This window comes from Variovorax sp. PDC80 (assembly GCF_900115375.1).
Lineage (GTDB): Bacteria > Pseudomonadota > Gammaproteobacteria > Burkholderiales > Burkholderiaceae_C > Variovorax.
Window position 1 is genome coordinate 189,149 of record NZ_FOWG01000011.1, and the last position, 25,995, is coordinate 215,143.

Here is a 25,995-nt window from a genome sequence, read left to right on the forward strand (position 1 = left end):
ATGAAGAAGACAACCAGACAACGCGGCAACATCGTCATCGGCCTGATCATCGGGCTGGTGCTCGGCCTGGGCGTCGCGCTGGGTATCGCGGTCTACGTGACCAAGGTGCCGATCCCCTTCGTCACCAAGACACAGCGCGGCGGTGCCGAGCAGGACGAGGCCGAGGCGCGCAAGAACCGCGACTGGGACCCGAACGCCCCGCTGGCCGGCAAGCCGCAGCAGCCGCGCCCCGCGGCCGCCGGCCCGGTCGGCGCGCCACCTGCCGGCGACGGCAGCAATCCCGCCACCGCCACGGTCTCGCCCGGCACCCCGCCGCCCACGGCGCCGGTGCCGGTGGTGGTCGCGCCCAAGCCCGCGCGGCCCGCGCCGGTGCCGGCCGAGGCCAACGCGCTGCCGCCCTCGAACGATCCGCTCGGCGACCTGGCCCGGGCCCGCGCCGGCAGCGTCGGCGGCAGCACCACGGTGGCCGCCGCCCCGTCGTCGAGCAGCGGCAATGCCGCGGCCGCCACCGGCTCCGGCGGTGCCGATCCCTTCATGTACTTCGTGCAGGCCGGCGCCTTCCGCACCACCGAGGACGCCGAGGCGCAGCGCGCCAAGCTCTCGCTGATGGGCGTCGAGGCCCGCGTGACCGAGCGCGAGCAGGCCGGCCGCACCGTCTACCGCGTGCGCGCCGGTCCGTTCAACAAGAAGGACGACGCCGACCGCCTCAAGGAACGGATGGACGGCGCCGGCCTCGACTCGGCGCTGGTGCGCGTCCAGCGCTGAGCGCCGTCCGGCCGGGGAGCGCCGCCGCCGGGTGGCCTCTCCCGACAACGGTCATGGTTTTTCTTTAAGCTTCGCCGCGGTCCGCGCCGCCCCCGGTTTCCCGGAGCCCCGAGCACCGCGCGCGGGAACTCCGCTTCATCGGCCCGGCTCAGTCTGCCGTCTACCAACTGGAGAGCTCTTTCCCATGAAACGTCGTGATTTCTCGCTGGCCGTCGCCGCTGGCTCGCTCGGCCTGATGGCCCATCTGCCCGCGCAAGCCCAGGCCCGCGCACCGAAGGCCGGCACCGAATACCTCGTGCTCGACAAGCGCGTGCCGGTCGACGCACCGGCCGGCAAGATCGAGGTGATCGAGTTCTTCTCGTACAACTGCCCGCACTGCAACGACTTCGAGCCCGCGCTCGAGGCCTGGGCCAAGGGCCAGCCCAAGGACGTGGTGCTGCGCCGCGTGCCGGTGCCCTTCGTGGGCAACGACGTCGAAGCCAAGCAGCGCCTGTACTACGCGCTCGAGGCGCTGGGCAAGGTCGACGAGTACCAGCCCAAGGTCTTCAACGCGATCCACGCCCAGCGCCAGAACGTGAACGGCGACGCCAACATCGTGGCCTGGGCCGAGAAGAACGGCCTCGACGGCGCGAAGTTCAAGGAGCTGTTCACCTCCTTCGGCGTGGCGAGCAAGGCCAAGCGCGCCTCGCAACTGACCGAGGCCTACAAGGTGGCCGGCGTGCCCGCGCTGGCCGTGGCCGGCCGCTGGTACGTGGACGGCGAACTCGCCGGCAACATGAACAAGGCCTTGGCCGTCACCAACTACCTGATCGGCGAAGCCCGCAAGGGTTGAGACCGGTCTCGCGGCCCTGGCCGCTCCGCCGCCGGGAGGCCGGAATCCCATCGAGGGTTCCGGGGCGGCCGGGCCGTCATCCAGCCGGTCGGCAGAACGCGGGGCGATCCCGCGGGGTGCCGTGCCCGGGTTCGCCGCCCCCGGGGCTTTTTCATCCGCGCGCATGGGTCTGGCGCGATGGGCCGCATACAATGCAGAGCAAGTTTCGTGCCTCTATGACATCGCACTCTCACCCCACCTCCTCCCTTCGCCGCACCGGTCGCCTCGTGCTGGCCGCGCTGCTGCTGGCTGGCTCCGCCGCCGCCGCCCTGGCCGAAACGGCCGACCGGACCAAGCCGATGAACATCGAATCCGATTCGATGCGCTACGACGATCTCAAGCAGACCAGCGTCTTCACCGGCAACGTGGTGGTCACCAAGGGCACCATCATCATCCGCGGCGCGCGCATCGACGTGCGCCAGGACCCCGAGGGCTACCAGTACGGCGTGGTCACCGCGGCGCCCGGCAAGCTCGCCTACTACAAGCAGAAGCGCAACGGCAACGGCGACGAGTGGATCGAGGGCGAGTCCGAGGTCATCGAGTACGACAGCCGCGCCGACAACGTCAAGTTCATCCGCCGCGCCGTCATGCGCCGCCTGGTCGGCGCCACGCCCAACGACGAGAGCAGCGGCGCGCTGATCGTCTACGACCAGAGCAACGACACCTACACCGTCAACGGCTCGACCGTGCCGCCCAATGCCGGCGTGTCCGCGCCGGGTGGCGGTGGCCGCGTCAAGGCCATCCTCACGCCGAAGTCGGCCGCGCCGGGTGCGCCCGGCGCCGCGGCGCCGGCCACGCGCCGTCCCGCGGCCCCGGCGCCCACGCCGGCACCGGGCGCCGGACTGCGCTCCACCACCACGCTGAGCGGCGAAGGGGAAGAACGCAAGTGATCGAAGCCGCCGGAACCCAGGAAGCCAACGGCGTGCCGGGCAGCCGCCTCGTCGCGCGCGGCCTGCAGAAGAGCTATGGCAGCCGCAAGGTGGTCAAGGACGTCTCGCTCGACGTGCAGAAGGGCGAAGTGGTCGGACTGCTCGGGCCCAACGGCGCCGGCAAGACCACCTCGTTCTACATGATCGTCGGGCTGGTGCGCGCCGACGCGGGCGAGATCTCCATCGACGGCGAGCCGATCGCCCACATGCCGATCCACCGCCGCGCGCGCATGGGCCTGAGCTACCTGCCGCAGGAAGCCTCGATCTTCCGCAAGCTCACGGTCGAGGAGAACGTGCGCGCGGTGCTCGAGCTGCAGCGCGAGCCCGATGCCAACGGCCGGCCGCAGGCGCTGTCGAAGCAGCGCATGGAAGAGCGCCTGTCGGAGCTGCTGGCCGACCTGCGCGTCGACCACCTGCGCGATTCGCCCGCGCTCGCGCTGTCGGGCGGCGAACGCCGCCGCGTCGAGATCGCGCGCGCGCTGGCCACCCAGCCGCGCTTCATCCTGCTCGACGAACCCTTCGCCGGCATCGACCCGATCGCGGTGATCGAGATCCAGCGCATCATCAGCTTCCTGAAGGAACGCGGCATCGGCGTGCTGATCACCGACCACAACGTGCGCGAGACGCTGGGCATCTGCGACCACGCCTTCATCATCAGCGACGGCCATGTGCTGGCACAGGGCACGCCCTCGGAGATCGTCGACAACGCCGAAGTGCGCCGGGTCTACCTGGGCGAGCACTTCCGCATGTGATGACCCTCGTGCAAGTCATTTCCTGAGGGCATGAAACAAGGCTTGTCGCTGCGCGTTTCGCAGCATCTCGCGCTGACGCCTCAGCTGCAGCAGTCGATCCGGCTGCTGCAGCTCTCCACGCTCGAACTGAGCCAGGAGGTCGAGCAGATGCTCGACGAGAACCCCTTCCTCGAGCGCACCGCCGAGGAAGCCGCGCGCGAGGAGTTCGGCCTCGACGCCGCCGACACGCCCGCGCCGCGCGAGGACACCGAGCGCGAGGCCGAGAGCGACTACGCGAGCGCCGCGCCCTCGACCTCGACCACGTCCACCGAGACCACTTCGTCGTCCGAGGCCGAGCCGGCCCTCGACTCGCCCGAGCGCGAGCCCGACTGGGAAGGCGACGGCACCGTCGACATGGCGCCCGACGACAGCGAGTGGGGCAGCGACGCCCCCGCGCGCAACAACAGCAGCACCGGCGACGACGAGCGCGCCGATGCCACCGAGCTCGCGCGCAGCCAGGAATCGCTGCAGTCCTTCCTGCACCGCCAGGCGCTGAGCCTGCGGCTCAACGAGAACGACAGCGCCGCGCTGCGCTTTTTGATCGAGTCGCTCAACGACGACGGCTACCTCGAGGATTCGCTGCCGGCGCTGGCCTCGGGCCTCGCGGGCGACGACAACGACCAGTTCGACGAGCTGGTGCACCACTTCCAGGTCGCGCTGGGCCTGCTGCAGAGCCTGGAGCCCGCGGGCGTGGGCGCGCGCGACCTCGGCGAATGCCTCGCGATCCAGCTGCGCGCGCTGGCCGACGAGGACGAGACCGAGGACGAGGAGCTGGTGCGCAAGACCGCGCTCGCCATCTGCAAGCAGCCGATGGAGCTGCTCGCGCGGCGCGACTTCAAGCGCCTGGCCACGCTCACGCGCACCAACGAGGAGCTGGTGCGCTCGGCGCTGCAGATCATCGCGCGGCTGGAACCCAAGCCGGGCCGCCGCTTCGTCGACGTCGAGCGCAACATCGTCATTCCCGACGTGATCGTCACCAAGACCGGCCGCGGCACCAACGTGAAGTTCCGCGTCATGCTCAACCCCGAGGTGATGCCGCGGCTGCGCGTGCACGACATCTACGCCGGCGCGCTCAAGTCGCACAAGGGCGAGGGCAGCCAGGCGCTGTCGCAGCGGCTGCAGGAGGCGCGCTGGTTCATCAAGAACATCCAGCAGCGCTTCGACACCATCCTGCGCGTGAGCAACGCCATCGTCGAGCGGCAGAAGAGCTACTTCGTGCACGGCGAACTCGCGATGCGCCCGCTGGTGCTGCGCGAGATCGCCGACGAGCTCGGGTTGCACGAGTCCACCATCTCGCGCGTGACCACCGCCAAGTACATGTCCACGCCCTTCGGCACGGTCGAGCTCAAGTACTTCTTCGGCTCGGCGCTGGGCACCGAGACCGGCGGCAATGCCTCGAGCACCGCGGTGCGCGCGCTGATCAAGCAGTTCGTCGGTTCGGAGAGCGTGAAGAAGCCGCTGTCGGACAGCCAGATCTCCGAGATGCTCAAGGAGCAGGGCATCGAGTGCGCGCGCCGCACCGTCGCCAAGTACCGCGAGGCGCTGCGCATCGCGCCCGCCAACCTGCGCAAGGCCCTGTAGAAAGCCGCCGATGGCCCGACGCCTGCTGTCGCGCTGTGGGCCCTGGGTGTTCGCCATCGCGGCCGCGCTGCTGGCCGCCGGTTGCGCCACCTTGCCCGACGAGGCCCCGCGCGCCCCCGCCAGAGCCATCGCCGTGTCGAAGGACACCGCGCTCGGGCGCATCGCGCTGGCCGCGCAGCCCGACCCCGACCTCAGCGGCTTTCGCCTCATGCCCGGTGGCGACTTCGCCTTCGACACCCGCATCCAGCTCGCGCGCCGGGCCCAGCGCACGCTCGACGTCCAGTACTACCAGATCGAGAACGACGAGACCGGTCGCTACCTGCTGCGCACCCTGCGCGATGCCGCGCAGCGCGGCGTGCGGGTGCGCGTGCTGATGGACGACCTCTACACCGCGGGCGAGGACGAGCTGCTGCGCGGCTTCGCGGCCACGCCCAATGTCGAGCTGCGCCTGTTCAACCCGTTCCCGGCCGGCCGCGGCAGCCTGCTCGCGCGCTTCACGGCCTCGCTGTTCGACTTCAGCCGCGTCAACCGGCGCATGCACAACAAGCTGTTCATCGCCGACGGCGCGATGGCCGTGGCGGGCGGGCGCAACATCGGCAACCAGTACTTCCGGCGCACCGCGGGCGAGAACTTCATCGACCTCGACACCTTCGTGACGGGCGCGCTGATCCCGCGCCTGGGCAGCCTGTTCGACCAGTACTGGAACAGCCCCTACGTGCGGCCCGTCGAATCGGTGGTGGCGAGCGCGCTGCCTGCCGACGAACTGCGGCGCCGCTTCGAGGCCGCCACCGGCCCCGACACCACGCCGCCGCCGCCGAAGCCCGCGCCCAACGACCTGCTGGGCTACGGCCCGATCGCCGAGGACCTCGACGCCGGCCGGCTCGGCCTGATCTGGACCACGGCCGAGGCCTATGCCGATTCGCCCGACCGCGTGATCGGCAAGACCGCCTCGTACGGCGGCGTGCCGCTGCTCGACGTCGACAGCGTGCGCTACAACGTGGTCGAGCAGATGCGCCGCGCGCGCAGCGAGGTGACCATCGTCTCGCCCTACCTGATCCCGGGCGCCGCGGGGCTCGAGGTGATGAACGAGATCCGCCGGCGCCAGGTGAAGATCAGCGTGGTGACCAACTCGCTCGCCGCCACCGACGAGCCGTTGGTGCACACCGCCTACCGCCGCTACCGGCCCGAGATGCTGCGCCTGGGCGCCGAACTCTACGAACTCAGCACCAACCGCACCCGCCGCAGCGTGCGGCTGGGCCTGTTCGGCACCTCGGTCGGCAGGCTGCATGCCAAGTCGGCGGTGATCGACCAGCGCATCCTGTTCGTCGGCTCGATGAATTTCGACCCGCGCTCCGAGGTCCACAACACCGAGATCGGCCTGTTCATCCGCAGCCCCGAGATGGCGCAGCAGGCGCTGAAGCTGCTCGAGGTGCTCAAGCAGCAGGGCGCCTACAGGCTGCGCTTCGCCGAAGGCAGCGACTCGCGCCTGGAGTGGATCAGCGAGGAGGCCGGCAAGACCACGGTGCTGAGCGAGGAGCCCGACTCGGGCTTCTGGGACCGCACCATGCTCGAACTGCTGGCGCCGCTGACGCCCGAGAGCCTGCTCTAGGCGGTTTGGGCGGCTTTCGCAAACCGTCGGTTTCCGTTCCGCAAACCTCGGCCTGTCATGCTGTGGTGCCCCTGCGAGCAGGGGGCCCGAACACCACCGACAGGAGCACGCGCATGAAATGGATCCACTACACCGCGCCCGGCGCGGCCGCCAGCAGCTATGGCGTGCTGGAGGACGATCGCGTCCGCGCGGTGAACGGCAGCCCCTTCGGCGGCCACGACTTCACGGGCGCCGTGCATCGCCTGGCCGACGTGAGGATCGAGGTGCCGCTGCTGCCGCGCACCTTCTATGCGGCGGGGCTCAACTACGTGCGCCACATCAAGGAATACGCCGAGCGCAGCGGCCAGACGCTCGCGATCCCCGAGAAGGCCGACATCGGCTACCGCGCGGTCAACGCCCTGGTTCCGCACGAGGCGGCCGTCGTCATTCCGTCCAACGCGAAGCAGGTGGAGTACGAGGGCGAGCTGGTCGTGGTGATCGGCCAAAAGGCCCGCCACCTGAGCGAGGCCGACGCGTTGTCGTGCGTGCTGGGCTACACCATCGGCAACGACGTGAGCGAGCGGCTCTGGCAGGCCTCGGACCGCACCTTCTGGCGCGCCAAGAACAGCGACACCTTCAAGCCGATGGGGCCGTGGATCGAAACCGATTTCGACCTGGAAGCGGCCCGCACCACGGTGCGCGTCAACGGCGAGGTGAAGACGCAGTTCCGCACCGGCGAGATGCTGTTCGGCATCGCGGCCTTCATCAGCGCGATGACGCGGCATCTCACGCTGTACCCGGGCGACGTGATCTGGATGGGCACCGACGGCAAGTCGCCGCACCTGAAGGCCGGCGATGTCGTCGAGGTGGAGATCTCGGGCCTCGGCTGCCTGCGCAATCCCTTCGTCGCCGAAGAGGCCTGAGGGCGACCGTTCAACGGCCCGCGGTGCCGCGCGCCGCGGTGGTGGCCGGCAAGGCCCAGTCGGGCGGATGGCGCGACCATTCGCGCAGGAACTCCAGCAGGTGGCGCACGCGGCTGGGCATGTTGCGCCGGGTCGAGAACACCACGTGGATGTCGAGTTCCTCGGGCACCGCGCCGGGCAGCAGGGCCTCGAGCGTGCCGGCCTTCAGTTCCTCCGACACCATGTAGTGCGGGTGCAGCGAGATGCCGGTGCCCAGCAGCGCGCACTGCTTGATCGCATCGCCCATGTTGGCGCGCACGGTGCCGCGCACGCGCACCTCCTGCGGCGGATTGCCGGCGAACTTCCACACGCCCGAGCCCGACTTGATGATGTGCACCAGGCAGTTGTGGCGCGCCAGGTCGGCCGGCGTGGCGGGGCGGCCGTAGGCCTTCAGGTAGGCCGGCGACGCCACCACCACCTGCGGCGCCTTCAGCAGCGATTGCGCGACGTAGCTCGCGTCCTCGAGCGAGGGCGCGATGCGGATCGAGAGATCGAGCGCCTCGGCCACCAGGTCGGAGCGGCCGTCGTCATGGACCACCGTCACCTCGATGTCCGGGTAGCGGTGGGTGAACTGCGCCACCACGCGCATCAGGTGGTAGGCGCCGAACGAGGGCGGCGTGCCCACGCGGATCGCGCCGCGCGGCAGCTGCACGGCATCGCGCACCTCGCCCTCGATCGCCTCGTAGCGCTCCAGCAGGTCACGCCCCGAGTCGAGCACGCGTGCGCCGGCCTCGGTCAATGCCACCTGCTTGGAGGTGCGCTTGAGCAACTGCGCGCCCATCGAGGCTTCGAGCCAGGCCACGTGCTTGGTGATGGTGGCGCGCGACACCGAGAGCTGCATGGCTGCGCGCGCGAAGCTGCCGCAGCGCGCGACCTCGGTGAATATCTGAAGGCAGCGAAGGCGATCCACGTCGTTCGACCCGGTTCAAGGTTTCCAAATCGCAAACCTTGGATTGTCGAACAGGGTGTGTCAGCGGGCAAGCCGACTCCTAGACTCGTCCGCCACATGACCGCCGATGTTTCCATTCCCGACGCCGCGCGCCTGCTGCCCGAGCTGACGCAGGCGCTGCACCGCTTCTTCCATGCGCTCGACCGGCGCGACTACGACGCGATGCTCGCGCTGTTCGCCGACGACTGCCGCTGGCTGCGCCAGGGCCGGTGGCTCGAGGGCAAGCCGGCCGTGCGCGCCGCGCTGGAAGCGCGCGCCGCCGATGTCGAGACGCGCCATGTGCTCACCAATGCCCATGTGAGCGCGCAGGACGGCACGTCGGCCGAGGTCGAGGCCTACATGACGGCCTACCGCCATCCCGCCGCAGCGCAGCCCGACGGCGTGCCGCCGCGCATCGCCGGGCCGTTGCGCTTCAACCTGACGACCACCGTCTTCCGCCGCGATCCGGGCCATGGCTGGCGCATCGCCGAGCAGCGCATGGTGACGGCCTTCGACTTCGCCTCCGCTTCCGCCGAATGAACGCCTTGCCCGCCTCCTTCGTCCACCGCGGCGTCGCCACGCGGCTGGTGATGCGCGAAGGCGCCATCGACGGCCTGCGCGCCGAGCTCGATGCGCTGGGCATCGCGCGGCCGCTGGTGCTGGGCGGCGCGCGCACGCAGCGCTCGGCCCTGTTCGCGCGCAGCCTCGCGGCGCTGGGCGACCTGCCGCATCGGCTGGCCGACCCGGTGCCCGCGCATTCGAGCGTGGCGCTGGTCGAGCAGCTGGCCGCGCGGGCGCTGGCCGAGGGCGTCGACGGCTTCGTCGCCATCGGCGGCGGCAGTGCCTCCGACACGGCCAAGGCGATCGCGCTGCTGATGGCGGAGGGTGGTGCGCTCGCCGACCACGCGGTGCGCTTCACGCCGCCCGATTCGCTGGTGGCGCCGCGCCTCCTCGCGCCGAAGCTGCCGATCGTGGCCATTCCGCAGACCGCCTCCGGCGCCGAGGTCACGGTGTCGCTCGGGGTGCGCGGCGGCGACGGCGCCAAGCTGTTGTTCACCGATGTGCAGCTCGCTGCGCGGCTGGTGCTGATCGACCCGCGCGCCAACCTCGAGATCCCCGCGGCGCTGATGTGCGCCACCGGCATGAATGGCCTCGCGCATTGCCTCGAGGGCCTCTATTCGATGGAGCGCTCGCCGCTGGCCGAGACGCTGGCGCTCGATGCGATGGCGCGCTTCGCGCAGGCGCTGCCCGCCGTCCACCGCGATCCACAGGACGTCGCGGCGCGCGCCGCGCTGCTCTATGCCGCGCACCTCTCGGGCCAGGTGCTGGTCAATGCGCGCACCTGCCTGCATCACGCCGTGTGCCATGCGATCGGCTCGGTGACCGGCGTCGGCCACGGCGATGCCAATGCCGTGATGCTGCCGCATGCCATCGCCTTCAATGCCGAAGCCGCGGCCGGACCGCTGATGCGCGCCGCCGCGGCGTGGGGCGCGTCAGGCGTGCCTGCGCTGGTGGAGGCCCTGCGCGCGCTGCAGGCGGCCATCGGCGTGCCCACGCGGTTGCGCGACATCGGCGTGCCGCGCGACGCGCTCGACCGCATCGGCGCCAAGACGATGCGCGAACGCGGCCTCTACTACAACCCGCGGCGCGTCGCCGGCGCGCACGAGATCCGCGCGCTGCTCGACGCCGCGTACTGACGGCCTTCCCCGAACACGACCCCCTTCATTCGCCAGAGGACTCCATCCATGACCATCCGCATCGTTCCCGGCGGCGCCACCCTCGGTGCCCGCGTCGAGGGACTCGACCTGTCGCACCCGCTGTCCGCCGAGGTCTTCGAACAGCTGCTGCAGGCGCTCGGCCGCCACGGCGTGCTGAGCTGCCCGCGGCAGGAACTGTCCGCGACCCAGCTGCGCGACTTCTCGGCGAACTTCGGCCGGCTCGAGGTCAACGTGGCGGGCGCCTACCAGGAGCCGGGACTGCCCGAGGTCATGGTGCTGTCGAACATCGTCGAGAACGGCAAGCCGCTCGGACTCTCCGACGCGGGGCAGGACTGGCACACCGACATGTCCTACAACCGGATGATCGCGTTCACCAACGTGCTCTACGGCATCCGGATTCCGCACCGCGACGGCCAGCCCCTCGGCAACACCGAGTTCTGCAACATGCATGCGGCGCACGAGGCCTTGCCCGATGCGTGGAAGCGGCGCCTCGAGGGCATGACCGTGCTGCACGACTTCGACAAGTTCTGGGAAATGATGCGCCGCGAGCGCGGCAGCACGCGTCCGCCGCTCACGCCCGCGCAGCGCGCGGCGCGGCCGCCGGTCTCGCATCCGCTGTTCCTCGTGCACCCGATCACGGGCCGGCGCGTGCTCTACGCCAACCCGGGCTATGCGATCCGCATCAACGAGATGGACGAGAAGGAAAGTGCCGAAGCGCTCGAATTCCTCTTCGCGCACCAGACCCGGCCCGAGTTCCGCTACGCCCATCGCTGGGAGGTCGGCGACGTGCTCATGTGGGACAACATGGGCACGATCCACAACGCGATTCCCGACTACCGGCCCGACGAGCCGCGCTACATCAAGCGCTGCCAGGTGATGGCGACGCGCTTCTTCCATGACGACGGCACGCCGCGCGCGGTGGCCGACACGGCGCTGGCCGGCGCATGACGCACAGCGCGGCCGCCTGCTATTCGATCGCCGACCTGCGCACGCTCGCGCGCCGGCGGCTGCCGCGCGCCGTGTTCGATTTCTTCGACGGTGGCGCCGAGGACGAGCGCACGCTCGCCGGCAACGGCCGCGCCTTCGAGCGCTGGCAGCTCGCGCCGCGGGTGCTGGTCGACGTGGCGGATGCCTCGTCCGCCTGCAGCCTGCTGGGCGCGCCCGCGGGCATGCCGGCCGCCATCGCGCCGACCGGCGCGGCGGGCTTCGGCTGGCGCGGCGCGGACCTGGCGCTCGCGCGCGCGGCGGCCAGGATGGGTTTGCCCTACACCCTGTCGAGCAGCGCCACCACCGCCATCGAGACCATCGCCGAGCAGGCGCCCGGGCGCCTGTGGTTCCAGGCCTATGTGCTGCGCAACCGGGACTTCTTCTGGCAACTGGTCGACCGTGCCCGCGAGGCCGGGTACGAGGCGCTGGTGATCACCGTCGACCTGCCCGTCGGCGGCAAGCGCGAGCGCGATTTCCGCAACCACTTCTCGATCCCGTTCCGCTTCACCTCGCGCAACGTGCTCGACTTCGCCTCGCGGCCGCGCTGGGCCCTCGACATGCTGCTGCGCGGCCTGCCCGCGATGGAGAACCTGCGCGGGCTCGAGACGGCGGCGACCAGCGCGGGCGCCATCGCCTCGTCCGTCGGCCGCAGCTACGACCCCGCCTTCGATTGGGCGCGGCTGGCCGAGGTGCGCGAGCGCTGGCCGCGCAAGCTGATCGTCAAGGGCGTGAGCCGCGCCGACGATGCCACGCGCCTGGCCGCGATGGGCGTGGACGCCATCGTCGTCTCCAACCATGGCGGCCGGCAGCTCGACGGCGCCGTCCCCAGCCTGCAGGCGCTGCCCGAGGTGCTGCAGGGCGTGGCCGGGCGCTGCCCGGTGCTGGTCGACGGCGGCATCCGCCGCGGCGCGGACATCGCGAAGGCGCTGGCTCTGGGCGCGCACGGCGTGCTGCTGGGCCGCGCGACGCTGTTCGGCGCGGTGGCCGCGGGCGACGCCGGTGCGCAGCGCGCCCTCGACATCCTGCACGACGAACTTCTGCGCACGATGCGCCTGTGCGGCGCCCCGGGCGTGGCGCAGCTCTCGGCCGACCTGCTGCGGCCGGCCCCGTGAATCCCCGAACCGAAAGGAAAAACAAGATGACGAGACATCTCCCCACCCGCCGCCTGTTGCTGATCGCCGCCGCGCTGCTCGGCAGCGCCGGCCTCCATGGCCGTGCGCAGGCCCAGAACGACTACCCCGACAAGCCGATCAAGCTCGTGGTCGGCTACAGCGCCGGCGGCCCGACCGACATCCTGGCGCGCGTGTTCGCGCAGGACATCGGCACGGCGCTCGGGCAGTCGGTCATCGTGGAGAACAAGCCGGGCGCCAACGGCAACATCGCCACCGAGTACGTGCAGCGCGCCGCGCCCGACGGCTACACGCTGGTCGTCAACACCATCTCGCACAACGTGAATCCGCTGCTGCAGCCCGAGCGCGTCAAGTACGACCCGGTCAAGGACTTCACGCCCGTGAGCATGGTCGCGGTGCTGCCGCAGCTCATCGTCGTGGCCGGCGACTCGCCGTACAAGACGCTCGGCGACCTGGTGAAGAAGGCGCAGAGCGGGCCGAGCGCGGTCAGCTACGGCACGGCCGGCGTGGGCGGCTCTGCGCACCTGGCGGCCGCGCTGCTCGAGCAGCGCACGAAGACGAAGATGAACCACATCCCGTTCAAGGGCAACGCGCCGGCGCTGACCGAGGTGATGGCGGGCCGGGTCGACTTCATGTTCTTCCCGATGGTCGGCGTGTCCGACTTCGTCGCGAGCGGCCGCATCCGCATCCTGGCCGCCACCACCGCCCAGCGGCATCCCGACTATCCGCAGGTGCCCACCACCGCCGAGCTCGGCTTCAAGGGCTTCGAGGACTATGCGCAGCCGATCGGCTTCATCGCGCCCGCGGGCCTGCCCGCACCCATCGCGGCCAAGCTCGACACCGCCATCGCCGCGGCGCTCGCCAAGCCGGCCATGCAGGCCAAGCTCAAGTCGCTGGGCGCCGAGGTCAAGCACCTCGGGCCGGCCGCGTACCGCCAGTGGCTCGGCGAGGACCGGACCCGCTGGGCCCAGCTGATCCAGAGCGCCGGCATCAAGGGCGAGTGAGCGTCCCGCCTCAGGTCCCGCGCACCGCCGACCACACCAGCCGCAGCCCCAGCAGCCCCATCACGCCGCCGGCCGCGCGGTCGATCCAGGTCTTGTAGCGCAGGTAGGCCGAGCGCGGCGCCGCCGACGACAGCGCGAGCGCGACGATGGCGTACCAGCCGGTCTCGATGCAGAAGATGACGGCCGGCACCGCGAGCGCCAGCACCAGCGGCACCTCGCGCGGCAGGAAGGCCGCGAAGATGCTCGCGTAGACCACGGCCGTCTTCGGGTTGCTGACCTGCGTGGCCAGCCCGAGCAGGAAGGTGCGCTTGCCGCGGCCGCCCGATGCGGCGGGCGTGCCCGCCTCCGGCGCCATCGCGAGCGGCTGCCGCGCGCCGCGCCAGATGCGGATGCCCAGGTAGACCAGGTAGGCGCCGCCGAAGCCCTTGATCGCGAGGTAGAGCGCCGGCACCGCGAGGAACGCGGCCTGCAGCCCCGCGAGCGCCGCGATTGCGAACACCAGCCCGCCCGCGCCCATGCCGAGCGCGGCCGCGAGGCCGTCGGCACGCGAGGCCACGGCCGTGCGCGCCACCATCACGAAGCTCGGGCCCGGGCTCATCGCGCCCACGGCCATGGCGCCGGCGATGCCGAGCAGGGAAAGGGTGGTGTCCATCATCGGGAGTGCTCTCTTTCGGAATTCATTGCTGCACGTTCACCGCCTCGACCTGCACCAGCAGCTTCACCTTGTTCTCGAAGCCGAAGTTCAGCCCCCAGGTGATGCCCCAGTCGCTGCGCTCGACGGTGGTCTCGAAGTCGCCGCCGCAGACCTGGCGGTTGATCAGCGGGCTCAGGTAGCAGTTGAAGCGCACGGCCTTGAGGGTGACGGGTTTGGTCTGGCCCATCAGCGTGAGCGTGCCGGGCACCTCGGCCACCTTGTCGCCGCTGAAGGCGATGCGCTCGGCGACGAAGCGGCCGGTGGGGAATTCGGCGACGTTGAAGAAGTCCTTGCTCTGCACGTGCCGGTTCAGCAGGTCGACGCCGGTGTTGATCGAGCTGATGTCCATCGTGATGTCGACCTTGCCGCTGGTGCCGGCGGCATCGATCTGCACGCTGCCGTCCTTGGTGCTGAAGCGGCCGCGGTTGGTGGTGGTGCCGTAGTGGCCCATCTCGTACATGACGAAGGTATGGGTCGGGTCGACCACGTAGCTGGCGCCCTTGACCGGGCCGCCCGCGGGCTTGGCCGCGACGGCCGGGGCGGTGTATTCCTGCGCGGCGACGAGGCCGGACGCGGCGAGCGCGAAGCCCAGCAGGGCGGCGGAAAGCAGTGTCTTGTTCTTCATGGCGGGTGCTGCATGCGGGGGAGTGTGTGGGGTCAGGGCGCGCCGAGGCCGTCGACGACGAGCTTGAAGCGCACCTGCACGTCGTTGGCGATCACCGAGGTGTCGGTCCATTCGCCGTCGCCGACCTTGTAGTCGATGCGCTGCAGCACGAAGCTGCCGCTGGCCACCGACTGGCCGTTGGCGGCCGGCGCGATCGTCACGGGCACGGTCAGTGGCCTGGCGATGCCCTTGAGCGTGAGCTTGCCGGCCATCTCGAAGCGGCCGTCGCCGAACGCCTTGATGGCCGTGGTCTGGAAGCCGGCCTGCGGGAAATGCGCGGCATCGAACCACGGCGCCTTGGGCAGCTCGGCATCGGTCATCGGGATGCCGAAGGCCGCGCTCGCCGTATCGATCTGCAGCGCCACGCTGCCGCCCTCGGGCTTCTTCGGGTCGAAGGCGATGCGCGCGTCGAACTTCCTGAACGAACCCTCGACCGGCACGCCCATCTGCTTGCTCACGAACACGATCTGGCTTTTCTCGGGCACCAGCCGCGCGGGCGGTGGCTCGGCATGGGCCGCCGGAAGGAGGAGCGTGGCGAGCGCCAGCGCGCCGGGCCAGCGGTGAAGAAGCGAAGTCATGCGTTGGGTTTCCTGGAAGTCGACGACGGCCCGGGCCACATGCGCCGCAGCAGGCCGTCGCGCGCGATCCACTGGTGCTTGACGACGGCCGCGACGTGCAGCACCGAGACGGCGGCCAGCAGGTAGGCGCCGGCCCGGTGCAGCGGCTGCAGCCACTGCTCGGCGAGCGCGCGGTCCACGGGCACGAAATCGGGCAGCGGCAGCACGCCGAACCACACCACCGGCACGCCGAGCGCCGAGCTCTGGGCCCAGCCCAGCAGCGGCACGGCGAAGAACAGCAGGTACATCAGGCGATGGCTGATCGTGCGGCCCGTGCGCTGCCAGCGCGGCATGGCGGCCAGCACGAAGTCGGGCACGCCGGGCGGCGGATGGCCGAGGCGCCACAGCAGGCGCACGGCGGACAGCAGCAGGATCGCGATGCCGGTCCACTTGTGCCAGCTGTAGAAGCGCACGCGCTGCGGCGAGAACGGCAGGCCGGTCATGTACAGGCCCAGCCCGAGCGCGCCGAGGATCAGCAGCGCCAGCAGCCAGTGCAACCCGATCGCGACCGGCGTGTAGCGGGCCGCCTTCAGTTCGGCGAGGGTCGGCGGGGAGGAGGCGGTGGGCATCGGCGGGCGGGCCGGCATCGGGGATGGCGCGCAGCATAGCTCGGAACGCCGCGCCCGGTGGCGCCGCTCCTACCGCGGCGGCGCCTGCTGCGCGCGCCGCAGCAGCGCATGCAGCTCGGCCGGCTGCACCGGCTTGCGCAGCGCATGCCAGCCGCGCTCGTTGGCCAGCCGCTGCGTGGCCTCGTCGATGTCGGCCGACACCAGCGAGATGGCCAGCGCGGGCTTGAGCTGCTGCAGCCGGGTGGCCAGCGCGATGCCGTCGAGCGCGCCCGGCAGCCGGATGTCGCACAGCGCGAGGTCGAGCGCCTGCAGGTCGGCCAGCGCCAGCGCCTCGGCGGCGCTGCCGTAGACGCGCGGCTGCGCGCCCCACTGGCGCAGCAGCGACTGCAGGCTGTCGGCGACCACGGCGTTGTCCTCGACCACCAGCACCGCGAGGCCGGGGCGCAGCGCGGGCGCTGCATCGGCCGGCGGCTTGAGGGCGGACGGTGCCAGCGGCGCAGCGTCGGCGGGCGCGGCCGCGAGCTCGAAGGCGAACACCGAGCCGCGGCCGGGCGCCGAGCGCAGCACCACCTCGATGCCGAGCTGGGTCGCGAGCCGCCGCACGATCGCCAGCCCCAGGCCGTGGCCGCGCTGCAGGTTGCGCTCGACGTTGCCGATCTGCTCGAAGTCGCCGAACACGCGCTCGTGCGCCTCGGGCGCGATGCCGATGCCGCTGTCGCGCACCTCGACGCGCCAGGCGGCTCCGCCTTCGCCCTCAGCCTCGCGCCGGCGCGCGCGCACCGCCAGCAGCACGCGGCCCGCGGGCGTGAACTTGACGGCGTTGTCGACCAGGTTGGCGAGCACGCGGCGCAGCGAGACCGCGTCGCTCCAGGCCACCGCGTCGCTCGGGCAGCGCACCAGCACGCGGCGCTCGCCGGCCTGGCGCGCGAGTTCGTGCAGCAGCGGCGCCAGCGCGACCGCGGCCGGGCGCAGCGGGTCGGCCGCGGCCTCGATGCGACCGATCTCCAGCAATTGGTTGGTGAGCCCTTCCAGCGCCTGCTGGGCGCGTGCCAGCGAGCCCACCGTGTGCTGCACCGCCATCGTGTCGGCGCCCTCGCGCAGCTGCTGGCGCAGCACCTCGGCCTGCAGGCCGATGGCCATCACGGGCTGGCGCAGGTCGTGGTTGGCGGCCGAGAAGAAGCGCAGCCGCTCGGCCTGGGCCTGCTCGGAGGCGCGCAGGCCGGCCAGCGCCTGCTCGCGCAGGGTGCGCTCGTTGAGGCGCAGGCCGATGTTCTCCTCGAGCTGGCGCGAGCGCTCGGCCACCAGCTTCCACATCATGGCGGTGAGGCCGGCGCCGATGACGGCGACCGCGATCATCATCGGCGGCCCGAGCCAGATGCCCATCACGATGATCGGCGCCAGCAGCAGGGTGATCGCGAGCTGCGTGGCCGGCGTGTAGAACGAGACCGAGAAGGCGGCCGACAGCGTCATGCCCATCACGATCACGCCCAGCAGCAGCTGCAGCTCGATGCGCGAGGGGTCGAACAGCAGCACGCCGGCCGCGCCATGCGCCAGCTCCCAGATGCCGGTGCGCAGCACGTGCACGCGCTGGGCGCGGCGCAGGCTGTCGGGCGTGAAGGGCTCGGGCAGGCGCTGCGGCACGAAGGCGCGCATCACCGTCACCAGCGTGATCAGGCCCAGCCAGGCCAGCGACAGCGGCAGCGAGAACTGCCAGGCGAACAGCGCCGCGATGCCGCAGTTCAGCAGGTACTGCACCGCCAGGATCGGGCCGATCGGCTGCACCGAGATGCGCAGCACCTCGCACTGGATGGCGAAGCCGTCGTCCCGCGCGGCCCCTGGCGCTTCGGGGTTTCCGCCGGCGCTGGCGGGGCGGGCGGCGGGTGCCGCGGAGTCGTGCAGGGGCTTCATGGACCGGACCACTATAGGCAAGCAGGGCGACACAGCGACAATGGCAATCCCGTAGCCGGCCGTCGACCAAGCGAACTTCCGTGAATGATCTCTCCCTTTTCCTGCCTTGCGCCGCCGGCGTCGAGGAGTTTCTCGCGCAGGAGGTGCATGCGCTCACCGGCCGTGCCGGCGACGACCTGCTGATGCTGCGCGGCGGCGTGCGGGTGCGCGCCGACTGGCGCGAGGTGCTGCAGCTCAACCTGCACTGCCGCCTCGCGCAGCGCGTGCTGGTCGAGCTGGCCCAGGGCCTGTACCGCAACGAGAACGACCTCTACGGGCTGGCCAGCGGCGTGGCCTGGGAGATCTGGTTCACGCCCAAGCAGACCTTCAAGATCGAGACCACGGCCCAGCACAGCCCGCTGCAGAGCCTGAACTTCGCCACCCTGCGCATCAAGGACGCGATCGCCGACCGCTTCCGCGCCCGCGCCGGCGGCGTGCGCCCCAGCATCGAGACCCAGTGGCCCGACTGCCGCGTGTTCGCGCACCTGACCACCGACACCTGCACCCTCTACATCGACACCTCGGGCGAGCCGCTGTTCAAGCGAGGCTGGCGCCAGGACAAGGGCGACGCGCCGCTGAAGGAAACCCTGGCCGCCGCCATGCTGGCCGCCAGCGGCTGGTGGAACCCCGAGACCGGCGAGGTCGCCGACAAGCCGTTGTACGACCCCTGCTGCGGCAGCGGCACCATCGCCATCGAGGCGGCCCAGATCGCGCTCGGCATCCCGGCCGGCTGGTTGCGCCGCTTCGGCTTCGAGAAGCTGCTGCCGTTCCAGCCCCACGTGTGGGCCGCGGTGCGCGCCGCCTCCGAGCCGCCGGCGGCCGAAGCGGGCGCCGCGCCGCGCATCTTCGGTTCCGACGTCTCGCACCGCATGGTCGATTTCGCGCAGCGCAACGCCGAGCGCGCGGGCGTGGACCAGGCGGTCGAGTTCCGCGGCGGCGACGCGCTGCAGCGCATGCCGCCCGCCGAGGCCGGCCTGATCGTGCTGAACCCGCCCTACGGCGAGCGCATCGGCATCGGCGGCGTGGCGCGCAGCGGCGCGCGCGAGACCGCGCAGGTGGCGGCGCCGGCCGAGGGCGATGGGGAAGGCGACGGCGGCGAATTCTTCCCGCAGCTCGCGAGCCACTGGAAGAAGAACTACCCGGGCTGGACCGCCTGGGTGCTCACGCCCGACCTCAAGCTGCCCAAGCGCATGCGGCTGAAGGAATCGCGCCGCGTGCCGATGTGGAACGGCCCGATCGAGTGCCGGCTGTTCCGCTTCGACATGGTCGCGGGTTCGGCGCGGGGCTAGCGGCTTCATGCGCGTGTCCGCAGACAGCCCGGCGCTGCCCGCGCCGCCGTCGATCGTCATCGACACCAACATCGCGCTCGACCTGCTGGTGTTCGAGGACCCGGCCTGGGCCCCGCTGGCCGCCGTGCTCGCGGCCGGCGAACTGCGCTGGGTCGCCACCGAGCCGATGCGCGGCGAGCTCGCGCGCGTGTTGCGCTATCCGCTGATCGCGCGCCGCATGGCGCAGCGCGCGCTCGAGCTGCCGGCCGTGCTGGCCGACTTCGATGCCCGCGCGCGGCTGGTGGAGGGCGTGCCGAAGCGCGCGCCCTACGTCTGCAGCGACCCCGACGACCAGATGTTCGTCGACCTCGCGGTGGCGCACCGCGCGCGGCTGCTCAGCAAGGACAAGGCGGTGCTCTCGATGCGCAAGCGGCTGGGCACGCTCGGGGTGGCGGTGCAGGCGGCCTTCGAGCCGCTGCCGTAGCCGGCCGGCGCTCAGGCGCCGTGCCAGCGCCCGAGCAACCGTGCCACGGCGCGCACGCGCTGCGTGTCGCGGCCCCAGCGCCGGCTCGCGGGCAGCTTCTGCGCCCACTTCATGCGCCGCGCCGCGTTCGCGATGCGCTCGCGCACGTCGGCGTTCACGTCGGCCAGCGCCGCATGCCAGTGCTGGCCGGCGGCGTCGGGCGCGGCGGCCTCGAGCATCATGGCCGTGGAATGCAGGTAGCTGAGCCAGTCGCGCGCCTGGCATTCGGCCAGCGTCATCACCTCGGAAGGGTCGTCCTCGAAGTCGATGTAGCCGATCACGCCGTCGGGGCACTGCACCAGGTTGCGGTCGAAGGCCTGGCTCAGGTGCTGGCCGTGCGCATGCACGGTGGCGATCGCCGCCAGCCCTTCGCGCCAGACCGCGAGCAGCGCGGCCGGGCCGGCGGTGGCGGCCTGGTCGAGCCGCTCCTGCAGCACCACGGTGCCGCGGCCGCTGGCGCCCAGGTCGGAGATCAGCAGGCCATCGGCCTGCTCGGCCAGCACCCGGGGCACGCGCAGGCCGGCCGCGGCCAGCTGGCGCAACCGGCGCGCCTCGGTCGCGATGGCGGCCTCGCCGCCGGGGTTGGGCACCGGCTTGATGATGTCCAGCCGCGCCATGCGCGCCACCGCAGCCATCACCCGGTAGCCCCACTTGCCGTGGCGCGGGCCGGCCTTCTTGAGCCACACGCGCTCGTCGCCGAAGCGGTGGCTGGCCACGTTCTTGGCCTGGCGCGGCAGGGTGGTGCGCAGGAAGGCCGCGTAGTCGCCCGGCGCGGGCGGGGAGGGGATCGCATCCAGCGGGGCCGGGCCCGAGGCCACGCCCTTGCGCATCGAAAGGCGCGCGCCGGCGCCGCCACGTCGCAGCGGATTCATGCGGCCAGCGCGAGCCCCTGGGATGCGGCGGGAGCGCTCTGCATGCCCTGCATTCCCTGTGTCAGGGGTTGGAAACTGTCGGCACTGGCCAGCGGCCAGTAGGTGCGGAACACGTTGTGCTGCTCGTCGAGCGGGCCCAGCAGCGCGCCCGGCTGCACCTGCATCACCAGGTTGCTCAGCAGGCGCACCTCGGTGTCGGAGATGCGGCGCACGATGTGGTGGGCGGTGATCTGCTGCGGATGGTCGAGGCCGGCGGCCTGCACCAGCTCCTGCAGCGCATGCAGCGTGCTGCGGTGGAAGTTGCGCACGCGCTCGGCCTTGGTCGGCACCACCAGCGCCTGCTGGCGCACCGGGTCCTGCGTGGTCACGCCGGTCGGGCAGTGGCCGGTGTGGCAGCTCTGCGCCTGGATGCAGCCCAGCGCCATCATGAAGCCGCGCCCCGCGTTGCACCAGTCGGCGCCCAGCGCCATCATGCGCGCCAGGTCGAAGGCGGTGATGACCTTGCCGGCGCAGCCCAGCTTGATGCGGTGGCGCAGGTTCACGCCCAGCAGCGTGTTGTGCACCAGCAGCAGGCCTTCCTGCAGCGGCGCGCCCACGTGGTCGCTGAACTCGACCGGCGCCGCGCCGGTGCCGCCCTCGGCGCCGTCGACCACGATGAAGTCGGGCGTGATGCCGGTGGCCTGCATCGCCTTGACGATGCCGAACCATTCCCAGGGATGGCCGAGGCAGAACTTGAAGCCCGTGGGCTTGCCGCCCGAGAGCTCGCGCAGCCGGGCCACGAAATGCATCATCTCGGTGGGGGTGGAGAAGGCGCTGTGCGAGGAGGGCGAGATGCAGTCCACGCCGATCGGCACACCGCGCGCGGCCGCGATCTCGGGCGTGACCTTGGGTGCCGGCAGCACGCCGCCGTGGCCGGGCTTGGCGCCCTGGCTCAGCTTGATCTCGATCATCTTCACCTGCGGGTCGCGCGCATTGGCGATGAAGCGTTCCTCGCTGAAGGTGCCGTCCTCGTTGCGGCAGCCGAAGTAGCCCGAGCCGATCTCCCAGATCAGGTCGCCGCCGTGCACCCGGTGGTGCTGCGAGATCGAGCCCTCGCCGGTGTCGTGCGCGAAGCCGCCGCTCTTGGCGCCCTGGTTGAGGGCGAGGATGGCGTTGGCCGAGAGCGCGCCGAAGCTCATGGCGGAAATGTTGAACACGCTGGCGCTGTACGGCTGCGTGCAGACCTGGGCCGGGTTGGCATCGGCCGGCTGCGGCGTGCCGCCGATCACGATGCGGAAGTCGTGGTTGGCGAGTTTCGTTGGCTGCATCGAGTGGTTGATCCACTCGTAGCCCGCGATGGTCACGTTGAGCTGGGTGCCGAAGGGACGGTTGTCGGGCTCGCCCTTGGCGCGCTGGTAGACCAGCGAGCGCTGGGCGCGCGAGAAGGGCGCGGCCTCGGCGTCGCTCTCGATGAAGTACTGGCGGATCTCGGGCCGGATGAATTCCAGCAGGAAACGCAGGTGCCCGATCACCGGGTAGTTGCGCAGGATCGCGTGCCGGGTCTGCCGCAGGTCGTGCACGCCGGTGCCCGCGAGCACCGCGAACACCACCAGCGCGAGCCAGGCGAACCAGAGATGGGGGGAGGCCAGGACGAAGGCCAGGCTGGCCGCGAAACCGGCCACGCACAGGGCGAAGGCGGTGTAGCGGACCGGAAACGGAGTGATCGTGGGCATGGTTGTGAGGGGCTGCCGGAGCCTGCTGCATCATAGAGGGCTGCTTCGAACTTGCCATGACGACCACCCCACCCGACTCCGCCGGCACGAATCCGGCCCCCACCCCCGACCTGCAACCCCTCGGTCCCGACGACTTCGACGCCCTCGACCGGGCGCTCGACGCGATGCGCGAGCACGACGAGGAAATTCCCCAATGGGAGTTCTGCGAGGGCTTCCTGGCAGCGCTGGTTTGTACCCGTCGCGTCATCGAGCCCGCGGAGTACTGGCCCGTGCTACTGGGCGACGGCTTCGTGCCGGCCCAGCAGATGGAATTCGTCTGGCACTGGAAGCGCCGCTGGCGCGAGATCGAGGTCGGCCTCGATGCCGACGTCGAGACGCTCGAGGACGAGCGCAGCTGGCAGCCCGAGGTGCTCGACACCCGCGGCGCCGTCGCCGCGCTGCCGCCCGAGGAGCGCGCCGAGATGGAGGGCGAGGCGCTGCCCTCGTTCGCCCAGGTCTGGGCGCTGGGCTTCATGTACGCGGTCGAGAACTGGCCCGAGGACTGGACCCCGCCGCGCGACAAGGAGGCGGCCCAGATGCTCGACGACGCGCTCGAGAACATCGTCGTGCTGACCGAGGACGACAAGGCCAAGCCGGTGCTCTCGATGTACGACGAGAACGGCCCGCCCAGCGTGAGCCAGCAGCGGCTGGACGACTTCGGCGCCGCCATCTGGGCCGTGTACGACCTGCGCCAGCTCTGGAAGAGCCTGGGCCCCAAGGTCGAGACCGTCCGCAAGGAGGCCACGCCGGGCCGCAACGACCCCTGCCCCTGCGGCAGCGGCAAGAAGTACAAGAAGTGCCACGGTGCCGGCTGAGGGCGCCAGTACCGCTTCACCACCGGCCGCGGCGCTGAGCGCGCGCGCGGCCTGGGCCATGGTGCTCGCGCTGTGCGCGGGCGTGGCGCTGAGCCAGGCCTTCCGCACCGTCGGCGCCATCATGGCCAGCCCGCTGCAGGCCGAGTTCGGCCTGTCGCCGCAGGCGCTGGGCATCTTCTCGGGCGCCTTCCATTTCGCCTTCGGCGCGATGCAGCTGTTCATGGGCATCGGCATCGACCTGCACGGCGTGCGGCGCACCGTGCTGGTGGCCTTCCCGGTTGCGATCGCGGGCGCGCTGCTGTCGGCCCTGTCCTCGAACTACCTGGTGCTGGTGCTGGCCCAGGCGCTGATCGGCGTGGGCTGCGCGCCGGCCTTCCTGGTCTGCACCGTCTTCATCGCGCGCCACTTCCCGGCCGAGCGCTTCGCCACCGTCTCGGGCCTGGTGCTGGCGATCGGCGGTCTGGGCATGCTGGTCACGGGCACGCCGCTGGCCTGGCTGGTGCAGGCGCATTCCTGGCGCGCCGGCTTCGTGCTGCTGGCGCTGGCGGCCGCGCTGGCCTGGCTCGCGATCTGGCACTGGGTGCGCGAGCCCGCGGCGGCCGTGCCGGCACGGCGCGAGTCGGTGCCCGAGGCGATCCGCCAGTTCGGCGCGTTGCTGATGCTGCGCCATACGCTGGGCATCGTGGTGCTGGGCGGCGTGACCTACGCCGCCTTCATCTCGCTGCGCGGGCTCTGGCTCGGGCCGCTGATGATCGAGCGGCACGGCTTCTCGCTGGTGCAGAGCGGCAACGTCGCGCTCGCGGTGTCGGTGATCTCGCTGGTCGGCGCGCCGCTGTTCGGCCGGCTCGACAGCACCGATCCCGCCGCGCGGCGCCGCCGCATCGTGCTCTGGGCGCTGGCCTACACCGGCCTGTTCGCGCTGATCGCCTTCGTGCACTCGGCCTGGCTCGACATCGCGGGCATGCTGCTGATCGGCCTGCTCTCGGGCTTCATCGTCTGGCAGTACGCCGACGTGCGCGGCGCCTACCCGGCGGCGCTCACGGGCCGCGCGATGGCGGTCTTCACCATGGCGATGTTCATGGGCGTGGCGCTGATGCAGTGGGGCACGGGTGTCGCCGCCTCGGTGGCGGCCGCGCACGGCGGCGATCCGCTCACGGCCGTGCTGGTGACCATCGCCGTGCTGCTGCTGGCGGGCATCGCGGCCTTCGCCTGGCTGCCGGCGCCGACCGCGAAGCCGCGTTCCTAGATCTTGAACGCGCGCTGGATGTCCGGCCGCACCAGGTCGGCGTACTCGCGGTGCTTGCGGATGTAGCCCGCGATGAACTGGCACACCGGGATCACGTGCAGGTTGCGCGCGCGGGCCTCGTCGAGCACGTGCTTCGCGATCTTCGAGCCCAGGCCCTTGCCCTCGTGCGCGGGCATCACCTCGGTGTGGGTGAACATGATCGCGTCGGTCAGCAGGTTGTATTCGGCCAGCGCGGCGAGCTCGCCGCCGATGCGGGCCTCGTAGCGGTGCTCGGCCTCGTTGTTCGAAAGGATCGGGGCGTTGTCGTCGGTGCTCATGGTTGTCCTTGCAATGGTCGTGTTCAGGCGGGCCGGCTCGCGAGGTACCTGGCGAGGTTGGCGGCGGCGGTGGCGCGCACCTTGTTGCGCAGCATCGGCGACCAGCCCAGCAGCAGCCCCGGCGTGCCCAGCGCCTGGCGCGACCAGGTCCAGAACGGGAAGCTGTCGCGGTGGGTGGCGATCAGGCCCTCGGGCGTGAAGCCGAAGCGCGCGTCGATGCTGTTGTCGACCAGGCGGCCGGTGGCGCTGAAGCGGTAGTGGGCGTCCCAATGGGCGCTGCCGCCGCGTTCGTCGGCGCGCACGTCGCGATGGCGCAGGCGCCAGACGTCGGCGCCCTTGGCCTTCGTGGCCTCGCACAGCATGCGCCACATGCCGCCGACCTCGCGCCGCCCGCGCAGCGAGAAGGCCTCGTCGTCGAACACCGCGTCGGGTGCGTAGCAGGCTTCCATGGTGGCGGCGTCGAGCTGGGCGAACGCGCCGTAGAAGCGTTCGATGGTCTGCGCGTTGGTGGTGGCTGTCATGGGGCCTCGGGCGCCGGGAGCGCGGTGGTTGTGGAGCGGGTCAGAGCGCGGCCGGAAGGGTGCGCACCAGGAAATCATAGACCGCGCGGATGCGCCGGTCGGTGCGGACCTCGCGGTGCACCGCCAGCCACACCGGCAGCGCGGGCAGCTTGAGCGAGGGCAGCACGCGCACCACCTCGGGGTCGCTGCGCGCCAGCGATTCGGCCACGAAGCCGATGCCCATGCCGTGGCGCAGCGCCTCCCAGTAGACGCTGACGTCGTCGGTGCGGAAGCAGAAGTCCTCGCGCTGCAGCGGCGCGCCGAGCTCGGCCGAGCTGCGTAGGATGCTCTCGTCGCGGTCGTAGCCCAGCAGGTCGTGTCGCAGCAGGTCGGTCCAGTGGCGCGGCGTGCCGCGCCGGCGCAGGTAGTCGCGCTGCGCGAAGGCGCCGAGCGCGAAGCGGCCCACGCGCCGCGCCACCAGGCTCGCGGTCTCGGGCCGGGTCATGCGCAGCGCGATGTCGGCCTCGCGCCGCAGCAGATTGCTGACCTCGTTGCTGGCCACCAGCTCGATCTGGATCTCGGGCAGCTCCAGCCGCATGCGCGCCAGGATCGCCGGCAGCAGGTGGCGCGCCGCCGCCTGGCTGGCCGACAGCCGCACCGTGCCCGAGGTGGCGGCATTGGCGCCGGCCACGCCGCGCGACAGCGCCAGTGCGCCGTTCTCCATGACGCGCGCCGACTCGGCCAGCTGCGTGGCCATGGCGGTGGGAAGCAGGCCCTGGCCGGTGCGCTCGAACAGCACCACGCCGAGCTGCGACTCGAGTTCGGCGATGTGCCGCCCCAGCGTCGGCTGGCTCGCGTTGAGCAGGCGCGAAGCGGCCAGCAGGCTGCCGCTGTCGAGCGCTGCGAGGAAGGAGCGGATCAGTCGCCAGTCGAAATCGAGGTCGGTGCCGCGCCGCAT

27 protein-coding genes are annotated in these 25,995 nt (G+C 71.4%); 16 read left to right on the forward strand and 11 right to left on the reverse strand.

Translation table 11 applies throughout. From position 1 onward, the window contains the following. From BM109_RS28865 to BM109_RS28895, 7 genes are all read left to right on the forward strand, one after another. The gene (locus BM109_RS28865) at positions 1-765 is read left to right on the forward strand and encodes an SPOR domain-containing protein (protein ID WP_093350629.1); all 765 of its coding nucleotides are present in this window, start codon (positions 1-3) and stop codon (positions 763-765) included. 184 nt (positions 766-949) lie between these two features. Beyond that, positions 950-1,597, forward strand: coding sequence for a thiol:disulfide interchange protein DsbA/DsbL (locus tag BM109_RS28870; RefSeq protein WP_093350631.1), 648 nt, complete (start codon positions 950-952; stop codon positions 1,595-1,597). A gap of 215 nt (positions 1,598-1,812) precedes the next feature. After that, positions 1,813-2,526: a lipopolysaccharide transport periplasmic protein LptA gene (gene lptA, locus BM109_RS28875; protein ID WP_093350634.1), complete on the forward strand. Its 714-nt coding sequence runs from the start codon at positions 1,813-1,815 to the stop codon at positions 2,524-2,526. Then, the gene (gene lptB / locus BM109_RS28880) at positions 2,523-3,317 is read left to right on the forward strand and encodes an LPS export ABC transporter ATP-binding protein (RefSeq protein ID WP_057595581.1); all 795 of its coding nucleotides are present in this window, start codon (positions 2,523-2,525) and stop codon (positions 3,315-3,317) included. The genes lptA and lptB overlap by 4 nt, the downstream gene beginning before the upstream one ends. 30 nt (positions 3,318-3,347) lie before the next feature. Continuing rightward, positions 3,348-4,937, forward strand: coding sequence for an RNA polymerase factor sigma-54 (locus tag BM109_RS28885; RefSeq protein WP_093350636.1), 1,590 nt, complete (start codon positions 3,348-3,350; stop codon positions 4,935-4,937). A 10-nt stretch (positions 4,938-4,947) separates the two neighbouring features. Continuing rightward, entirely contained in the window at positions 4,948-6,546 is a 1,599-nt protein-coding gene (locus BM109_RS28890; RefSeq protein ID WP_093350639.1) for a phospholipase D family protein, read from the forward strand. Between the two features lie 113 nt (positions 6,547-6,659). Next, complete coding sequence (locus BM109_RS28895; protein ID WP_093350640.1) at positions 6,660-7,448, forward strand: fumarylacetoacetate hydrolase family protein; 789 nt, start codon at positions 6,660-6,662, stop codon at positions 7,446-7,448. Positions 7,449-7,458: 10 nt separating this feature from the next. On the opposite strand, the gene BM109_RS28900 is transcribed toward BM109_RS28895, so the two are convergent. After that, positions 7,459-8,397 carry a LysR family transcriptional regulator gene (locus tag BM109_RS28900; protein ID WP_093350643.1) on the reverse strand — a complete coding sequence of 313 codons (939 nt, stop codon included), beginning with the start codon at positions 8,395-8,397 and terminating at the stop codon, positions 7,459-7,461. Positions 8,398-8,493: 96 nt separating this feature from the next. Here BM109_RS28900 and BM109_RS28905 point away from each other — a divergent pair, with 96 nt between their 5' ends. The 5 genes from BM109_RS28905 to BM109_RS28925 are packed head-to-tail and all read left to right on the forward strand — an operon-like array spanning position 8,494 to position 13,254. Continuing rightward, on the forward strand, positions 8,494-8,955 hold the full coding sequence (locus BM109_RS28905) for a nuclear transport factor 2 family protein (RefSeq protein WP_093350646.1): 462 nt from the start codon (positions 8,494-8,496) through the stop codon (positions 8,953-8,955). Beyond that, complete coding sequence (locus BM109_RS28910) at positions 8,952-10,112, forward strand: iron-containing alcohol dehydrogenase family protein (protein WP_093350648.1); 1,161 nt, start codon at positions 8,952-8,954, stop codon at positions 10,110-10,112. Before BM109_RS28905 ends, BM109_RS28910 begins: the two co-directional genes overlap by 4 nt. A gap of 48 nt (positions 10,113-10,160) precedes the next feature. After that, positions 10,161-11,081, forward strand: a complete 921-nt coding sequence (locus BM109_RS28915) for a TauD/TfdA dioxygenase family protein (protein WP_256222841.1) — start codon at positions 10,161-10,163, stop codon at positions 11,079-11,081. Further along, a complete protein-coding gene (locus BM109_RS28920; RefSeq protein WP_093350651.1) occupies positions 11,078-12,232 on the forward strand; it encodes an alpha-hydroxy acid oxidase in 1,155 nt (384 codons plus the stop codon). The genes BM109_RS28915 and BM109_RS28920 overlap by 4 nt, the downstream gene beginning before the upstream one ends. Positions 12,233-12,258: 26 nt before the next feature. Continuing rightward, positions 12,259-13,254: a Bug family tripartite tricarboxylate transporter substrate binding protein gene (locus BM109_RS28925; protein ID WP_093350653.1), complete on the forward strand. Its 996-nt coding sequence runs from the start codon at positions 12,259-12,261 to the stop codon at positions 13,252-13,254. A gap of 10 nt (positions 13,255-13,264) precedes the next feature. On the opposite strand, the gene BM109_RS28930 is transcribed toward BM109_RS28925, so the two are convergent. The 5 genes from BM109_RS28930 to BM109_RS28950 all read right to left on the reverse strand — a co-directional run bounded on the left by BM109_RS28930 (position 13,265) and on the right by BM109_RS28950 (position 17,706). Continuing rightward, positions 13,265-13,909: a LysE family translocator gene (locus tag BM109_RS28930; RefSeq protein ID WP_093350656.1), complete on the reverse strand. Its 645-nt coding sequence runs from the start codon at positions 13,907-13,909 to the stop codon at positions 13,265-13,267. 22 nt (positions 13,910-13,931) lie between these two features. After that, on the reverse strand, positions 13,932-14,573 hold the full coding sequence (locus tag BM109_RS28935; protein WP_093350658.1) for a YceI family protein: 642 nt from the start codon (positions 14,571-14,573) through the stop codon (positions 13,932-13,934). Between the two features lie 32 nt (positions 14,574-14,605). Next, positions 14,606-15,190, reverse strand: a complete 585-nt coding sequence (locus BM109_RS28940; RefSeq protein WP_093350661.1) for a YceI family protein — start codon at positions 15,188-15,190, stop codon at positions 14,606-14,608. After that, the gene (locus BM109_RS28945; RefSeq protein WP_093350663.1) at positions 15,187-15,798 is read right to left on the reverse strand and encodes a cytochrome b; all 612 of its coding nucleotides are present in this window, start codon (positions 15,796-15,798) and stop codon (positions 15,187-15,189) included. Before BM109_RS28945 ends, BM109_RS28940 begins: the two co-directional genes overlap by 4 nt. Before the next feature lie 69 nt (positions 15,799-15,867). After that, positions 15,868-17,706 carry an ATP-binding response regulator gene (locus BM109_RS28950; protein ID WP_093350666.1) on the reverse strand — a complete coding sequence of 613 codons (1,839 nt, stop codon included), beginning with the start codon at positions 17,704-17,706 and terminating at the stop codon, positions 15,868-15,870. 80 nt (positions 17,707-17,786) lie between these two features. Here BM109_RS28950 and BM109_RS28955 point away from each other — a divergent pair, with 80 nt between their 5' ends. Together BM109_RS28955 and BM109_RS28960 are read left to right on the forward strand one after the other, a co-directional pair. After that, entirely contained in the window at positions 17,787-19,034 is a 1,248-nt protein-coding gene (locus tag BM109_RS28955; RefSeq protein ID WP_093350668.1) for a THUMP domain-containing class I SAM-dependent RNA methyltransferase, read from the forward strand. A 7-nt stretch (positions 19,035-19,041) separates the two neighbouring features. Beyond that, a complete protein-coding gene (locus BM109_RS28960; protein ID WP_093350670.1) occupies positions 19,042-19,497 on the forward strand; it encodes a PIN domain-containing protein in 456 nt (151 codons plus the stop codon). Positions 19,498-19,508: 11 nt separating this feature from the next. Here BM109_RS28960 and BM109_RS28965 read toward each other — a convergent pair whose 3' ends face one another. Both BM109_RS28965 and BM109_RS28970 read right to left on the reverse strand, forming a co-directional pair. Next, on the reverse strand, positions 19,509-20,408 hold the full coding sequence (locus tag BM109_RS28965) for a BUD32 family EKC/KEOPS complex subunit (protein ID WP_093350673.1): 900 nt from the start codon (positions 20,406-20,408) through the stop codon (positions 19,509-19,511). Further along, entirely contained in the window at positions 20,405-22,120 is a 1,716-nt protein-coding gene (locus BM109_RS28970; protein WP_093350675.1) for an FMN-binding glutamate synthase family protein, read from the reverse strand. The genes BM109_RS28965 and BM109_RS28970 overlap by 4 nt, the downstream gene beginning before the upstream one ends. A gap of 56 nt (positions 22,121-22,176) precedes the next feature. Between BM109_RS28970 and BM109_RS28975 the strand changes: the two genes are divergently transcribed. Together BM109_RS28975 and BM109_RS28980 are read left to right on the forward strand one after the other, a co-directional pair. Then, entirely contained in the window at positions 22,177-22,974 is a 798-nt protein-coding gene (locus BM109_RS28975) for a UPF0149 family protein (RefSeq protein ID WP_093350678.1), read from the forward strand. Positions 22,975-23,032: 58 nt separating this feature from the next. After that, on the forward strand, positions 23,033-24,220 hold the full coding sequence (locus BM109_RS28980; protein ID WP_093350680.1) for an MFS transporter: 1,188 nt from the start codon (positions 23,033-23,035) through the stop codon (positions 24,218-24,220). On the opposite strand, the gene BM109_RS28985 is transcribed toward BM109_RS28980, so the two are convergent. Genes BM109_RS28985 through BM109_RS28995 form a run of 3 tightly spaced genes read right to left on the reverse strand, consistent with a single transcriptional unit; the run spans position 24,217 to position 25,995 of the window. After that, positions 24,217-24,537 (reverse strand): GNAT family N-acetyltransferase, encoded by a 321-nt coding sequence (locus tag BM109_RS28985; RefSeq protein ID WP_093350683.1) that lies wholly within the window; start codon positions 24,535-24,537, stop codon positions 24,217-24,219. The genes BM109_RS28980 and BM109_RS28985 overlap by 4 nt on opposite strands. A 23-nt stretch (positions 24,538-24,560) precedes the next feature. After that, positions 24,561-25,058, reverse strand: coding sequence for a nuclear transport factor 2 family protein (locus BM109_RS28990; protein WP_093350686.1), 498 nt, complete (start codon positions 25,056-25,058; stop codon positions 24,561-24,563). 40 nt (positions 25,059-25,098) lie between these two features. Next, positions 25,099-25,995, reverse strand: coding sequence for a LysR family transcriptional regulator (locus BM109_RS28995; protein WP_093350689.1), 897 nt, complete (start codon positions 25,993-25,995; stop codon positions 25,099-25,101).

What these genes read in the sequence shown, in the direction of transcription:
- BM109_RS28865 (WP_093350629.1), top strand. Translation starts at nt 1, where the DNA reads ATGAAGAAGACAACCAGACAACGCGGCAACATCGTCATCGGCCTGATC.
- BM109_RS28870 (WP_093350631.1), top strand. Translation starts at nt 950, where the DNA reads ATGAAACGTCGTGATTTCTCGCTGGCCGTCGCCGCTGGCTCGCTCGGC.
- lptA (WP_093350634.1), top strand. Translation starts at nt 1,813, where the DNA reads ATGACATCGCACTCTCACCCCACCTCCTCCCTTCGCCGCACCGGTCGC.
- BM109_RS28885 (WP_093350636.1), top strand. Translation starts at nt 3,348, where the DNA reads ATGAAACAAGGCTTGTCGCTGCGCGTTTCGCAGCATCTCGCGCTGACG.
- BM109_RS28890 (WP_093350639.1), top strand. Translation starts at nt 4,948, where the DNA reads ATGGCCCGACGCCTGCTGTCGCGCTGTGGGCCCTGGGTGTTCGCCATC.
- BM109_RS28895 (WP_093350640.1), top strand. Translation starts at nt 6,660, where the DNA reads ATGAAATGGATCCACTACACCGCGCCCGGCGCGGCCGCCAGCAGCTAT.
- BM109_RS28905 (WP_093350646.1), top strand. Translation starts at nt 8,494, where the DNA reads ATGACCGCCGATGTTTCCATTCCCGACGCCGCGCGCCTGCTGCCCGAG.
- BM109_RS28910 (WP_093350648.1), top strand. Translation starts at nt 8,952, where the DNA reads ATGAACGCCTTGCCCGCCTCCTTCGTCCACCGCGGCGTCGCCACGCGG.
- BM109_RS28915 (WP_256222841.1), top strand. Translation starts at nt 10,161, where the DNA reads ATGACCATCCGCATCGTTCCCGGCGGCGCCACCCTCGGTGCCCGCGTC.
- BM109_RS28920 (WP_093350651.1), top strand. Translation starts at nt 11,078, where the DNA reads ATGACGCACAGCGCGGCCGCCTGCTATTCGATCGCCGACCTGCGCACG.
- BM109_RS28925 (WP_093350653.1), top strand. Translation starts at nt 12,259, where the DNA reads ATGACGAGACATCTCCCCACCCGCCGCCTGTTGCTGATCGCCGCCGCG.
- BM109_RS28930 (WP_093350656.1), bottom strand. Translation starts at nt 13,909, where the DNA reads ATGATGGACACCACCCTTTCCCTGCTCGGCATCGCCGGCGCCATGGCC.
- BM109_RS28935 (WP_093350658.1), bottom strand. Translation starts at nt 14,573, where the DNA reads ATGAAGAACAAGACACTGCTTTCCGCCGCCCTGCTGGGCTTCGCGCTC.
- BM109_RS28940 (WP_093350661.1), bottom strand. Translation starts at nt 15,190, where the DNA reads ATGACTTCGCTTCTTCACCGCTGGCCCGGCGCGCTGGCGCTCGCCACG.
- BM109_RS28945 (WP_093350663.1), bottom strand. Translation starts at nt 15,798, where the DNA reads ATGCCCACCGCCTCCTCCCCGCCGACCCTCGCCGAACTGAAGGCGGCC.
- BM109_RS28950 (WP_093350666.1), bottom strand. Translation starts at nt 17,706, where the DNA reads ATGAAGCCCCTGCACGACTCCGCGGCACCCGCCGCCCGCCCCGCCAGC.
- BM109_RS28960 (WP_093350670.1), top strand. Translation starts at nt 19,042, where the DNA reads ATGCGCGTGTCCGCAGACAGCCCGGCGCTGCCCGCGCCGCCGTCGATC.
- BM109_RS28965 (WP_093350673.1), bottom strand. Translation starts at nt 20,408, where the DNA reads ATGAATCCGCTGCGACGTGGCGGCGCCGGCGCGCGCCTTTCGATGCGC.
- BM109_RS28970 (WP_093350675.1), bottom strand. Translation starts at nt 22,120, where the DNA reads ATGCCCACGATCACTCCGTTTCCGGTCCGCTACACCGCCTTCGCCCTG.
- BM109_RS28975 (WP_093350678.1), top strand. Translation starts at nt 22,177, where the DNA reads ATGACGACCACCCCACCCGACTCCGCCGGCACGAATCCGGCCCCCACC.
- BM109_RS28980 (WP_093350680.1), top strand. Translation starts at nt 23,033, where the DNA reads ATGGTGCTCGCGCTGTGCGCGGGCGTGGCGCTGAGCCAGGCCTTCCGC.
- BM109_RS28985 (WP_093350683.1), bottom strand. Translation starts at nt 24,537, where the DNA reads ATGAGCACCGACGACAACGCCCCGATCCTTTCGAACAACGAGGCCGAG.
- BM109_RS28990 (WP_093350686.1), bottom strand. Translation starts at nt 25,058, where the DNA reads ATGACAGCCACCACCAACGCGCAGACCATCGAACGCTTCTACGGCGCG.
- BM109_RS28995 (WP_093350689.1), bottom strand. Translation starts at nt 25,995, where the DNA reads ATGCGGCGCGGCACCGACCTCGATTTCGACTGGCGACTGATCCGCTCC.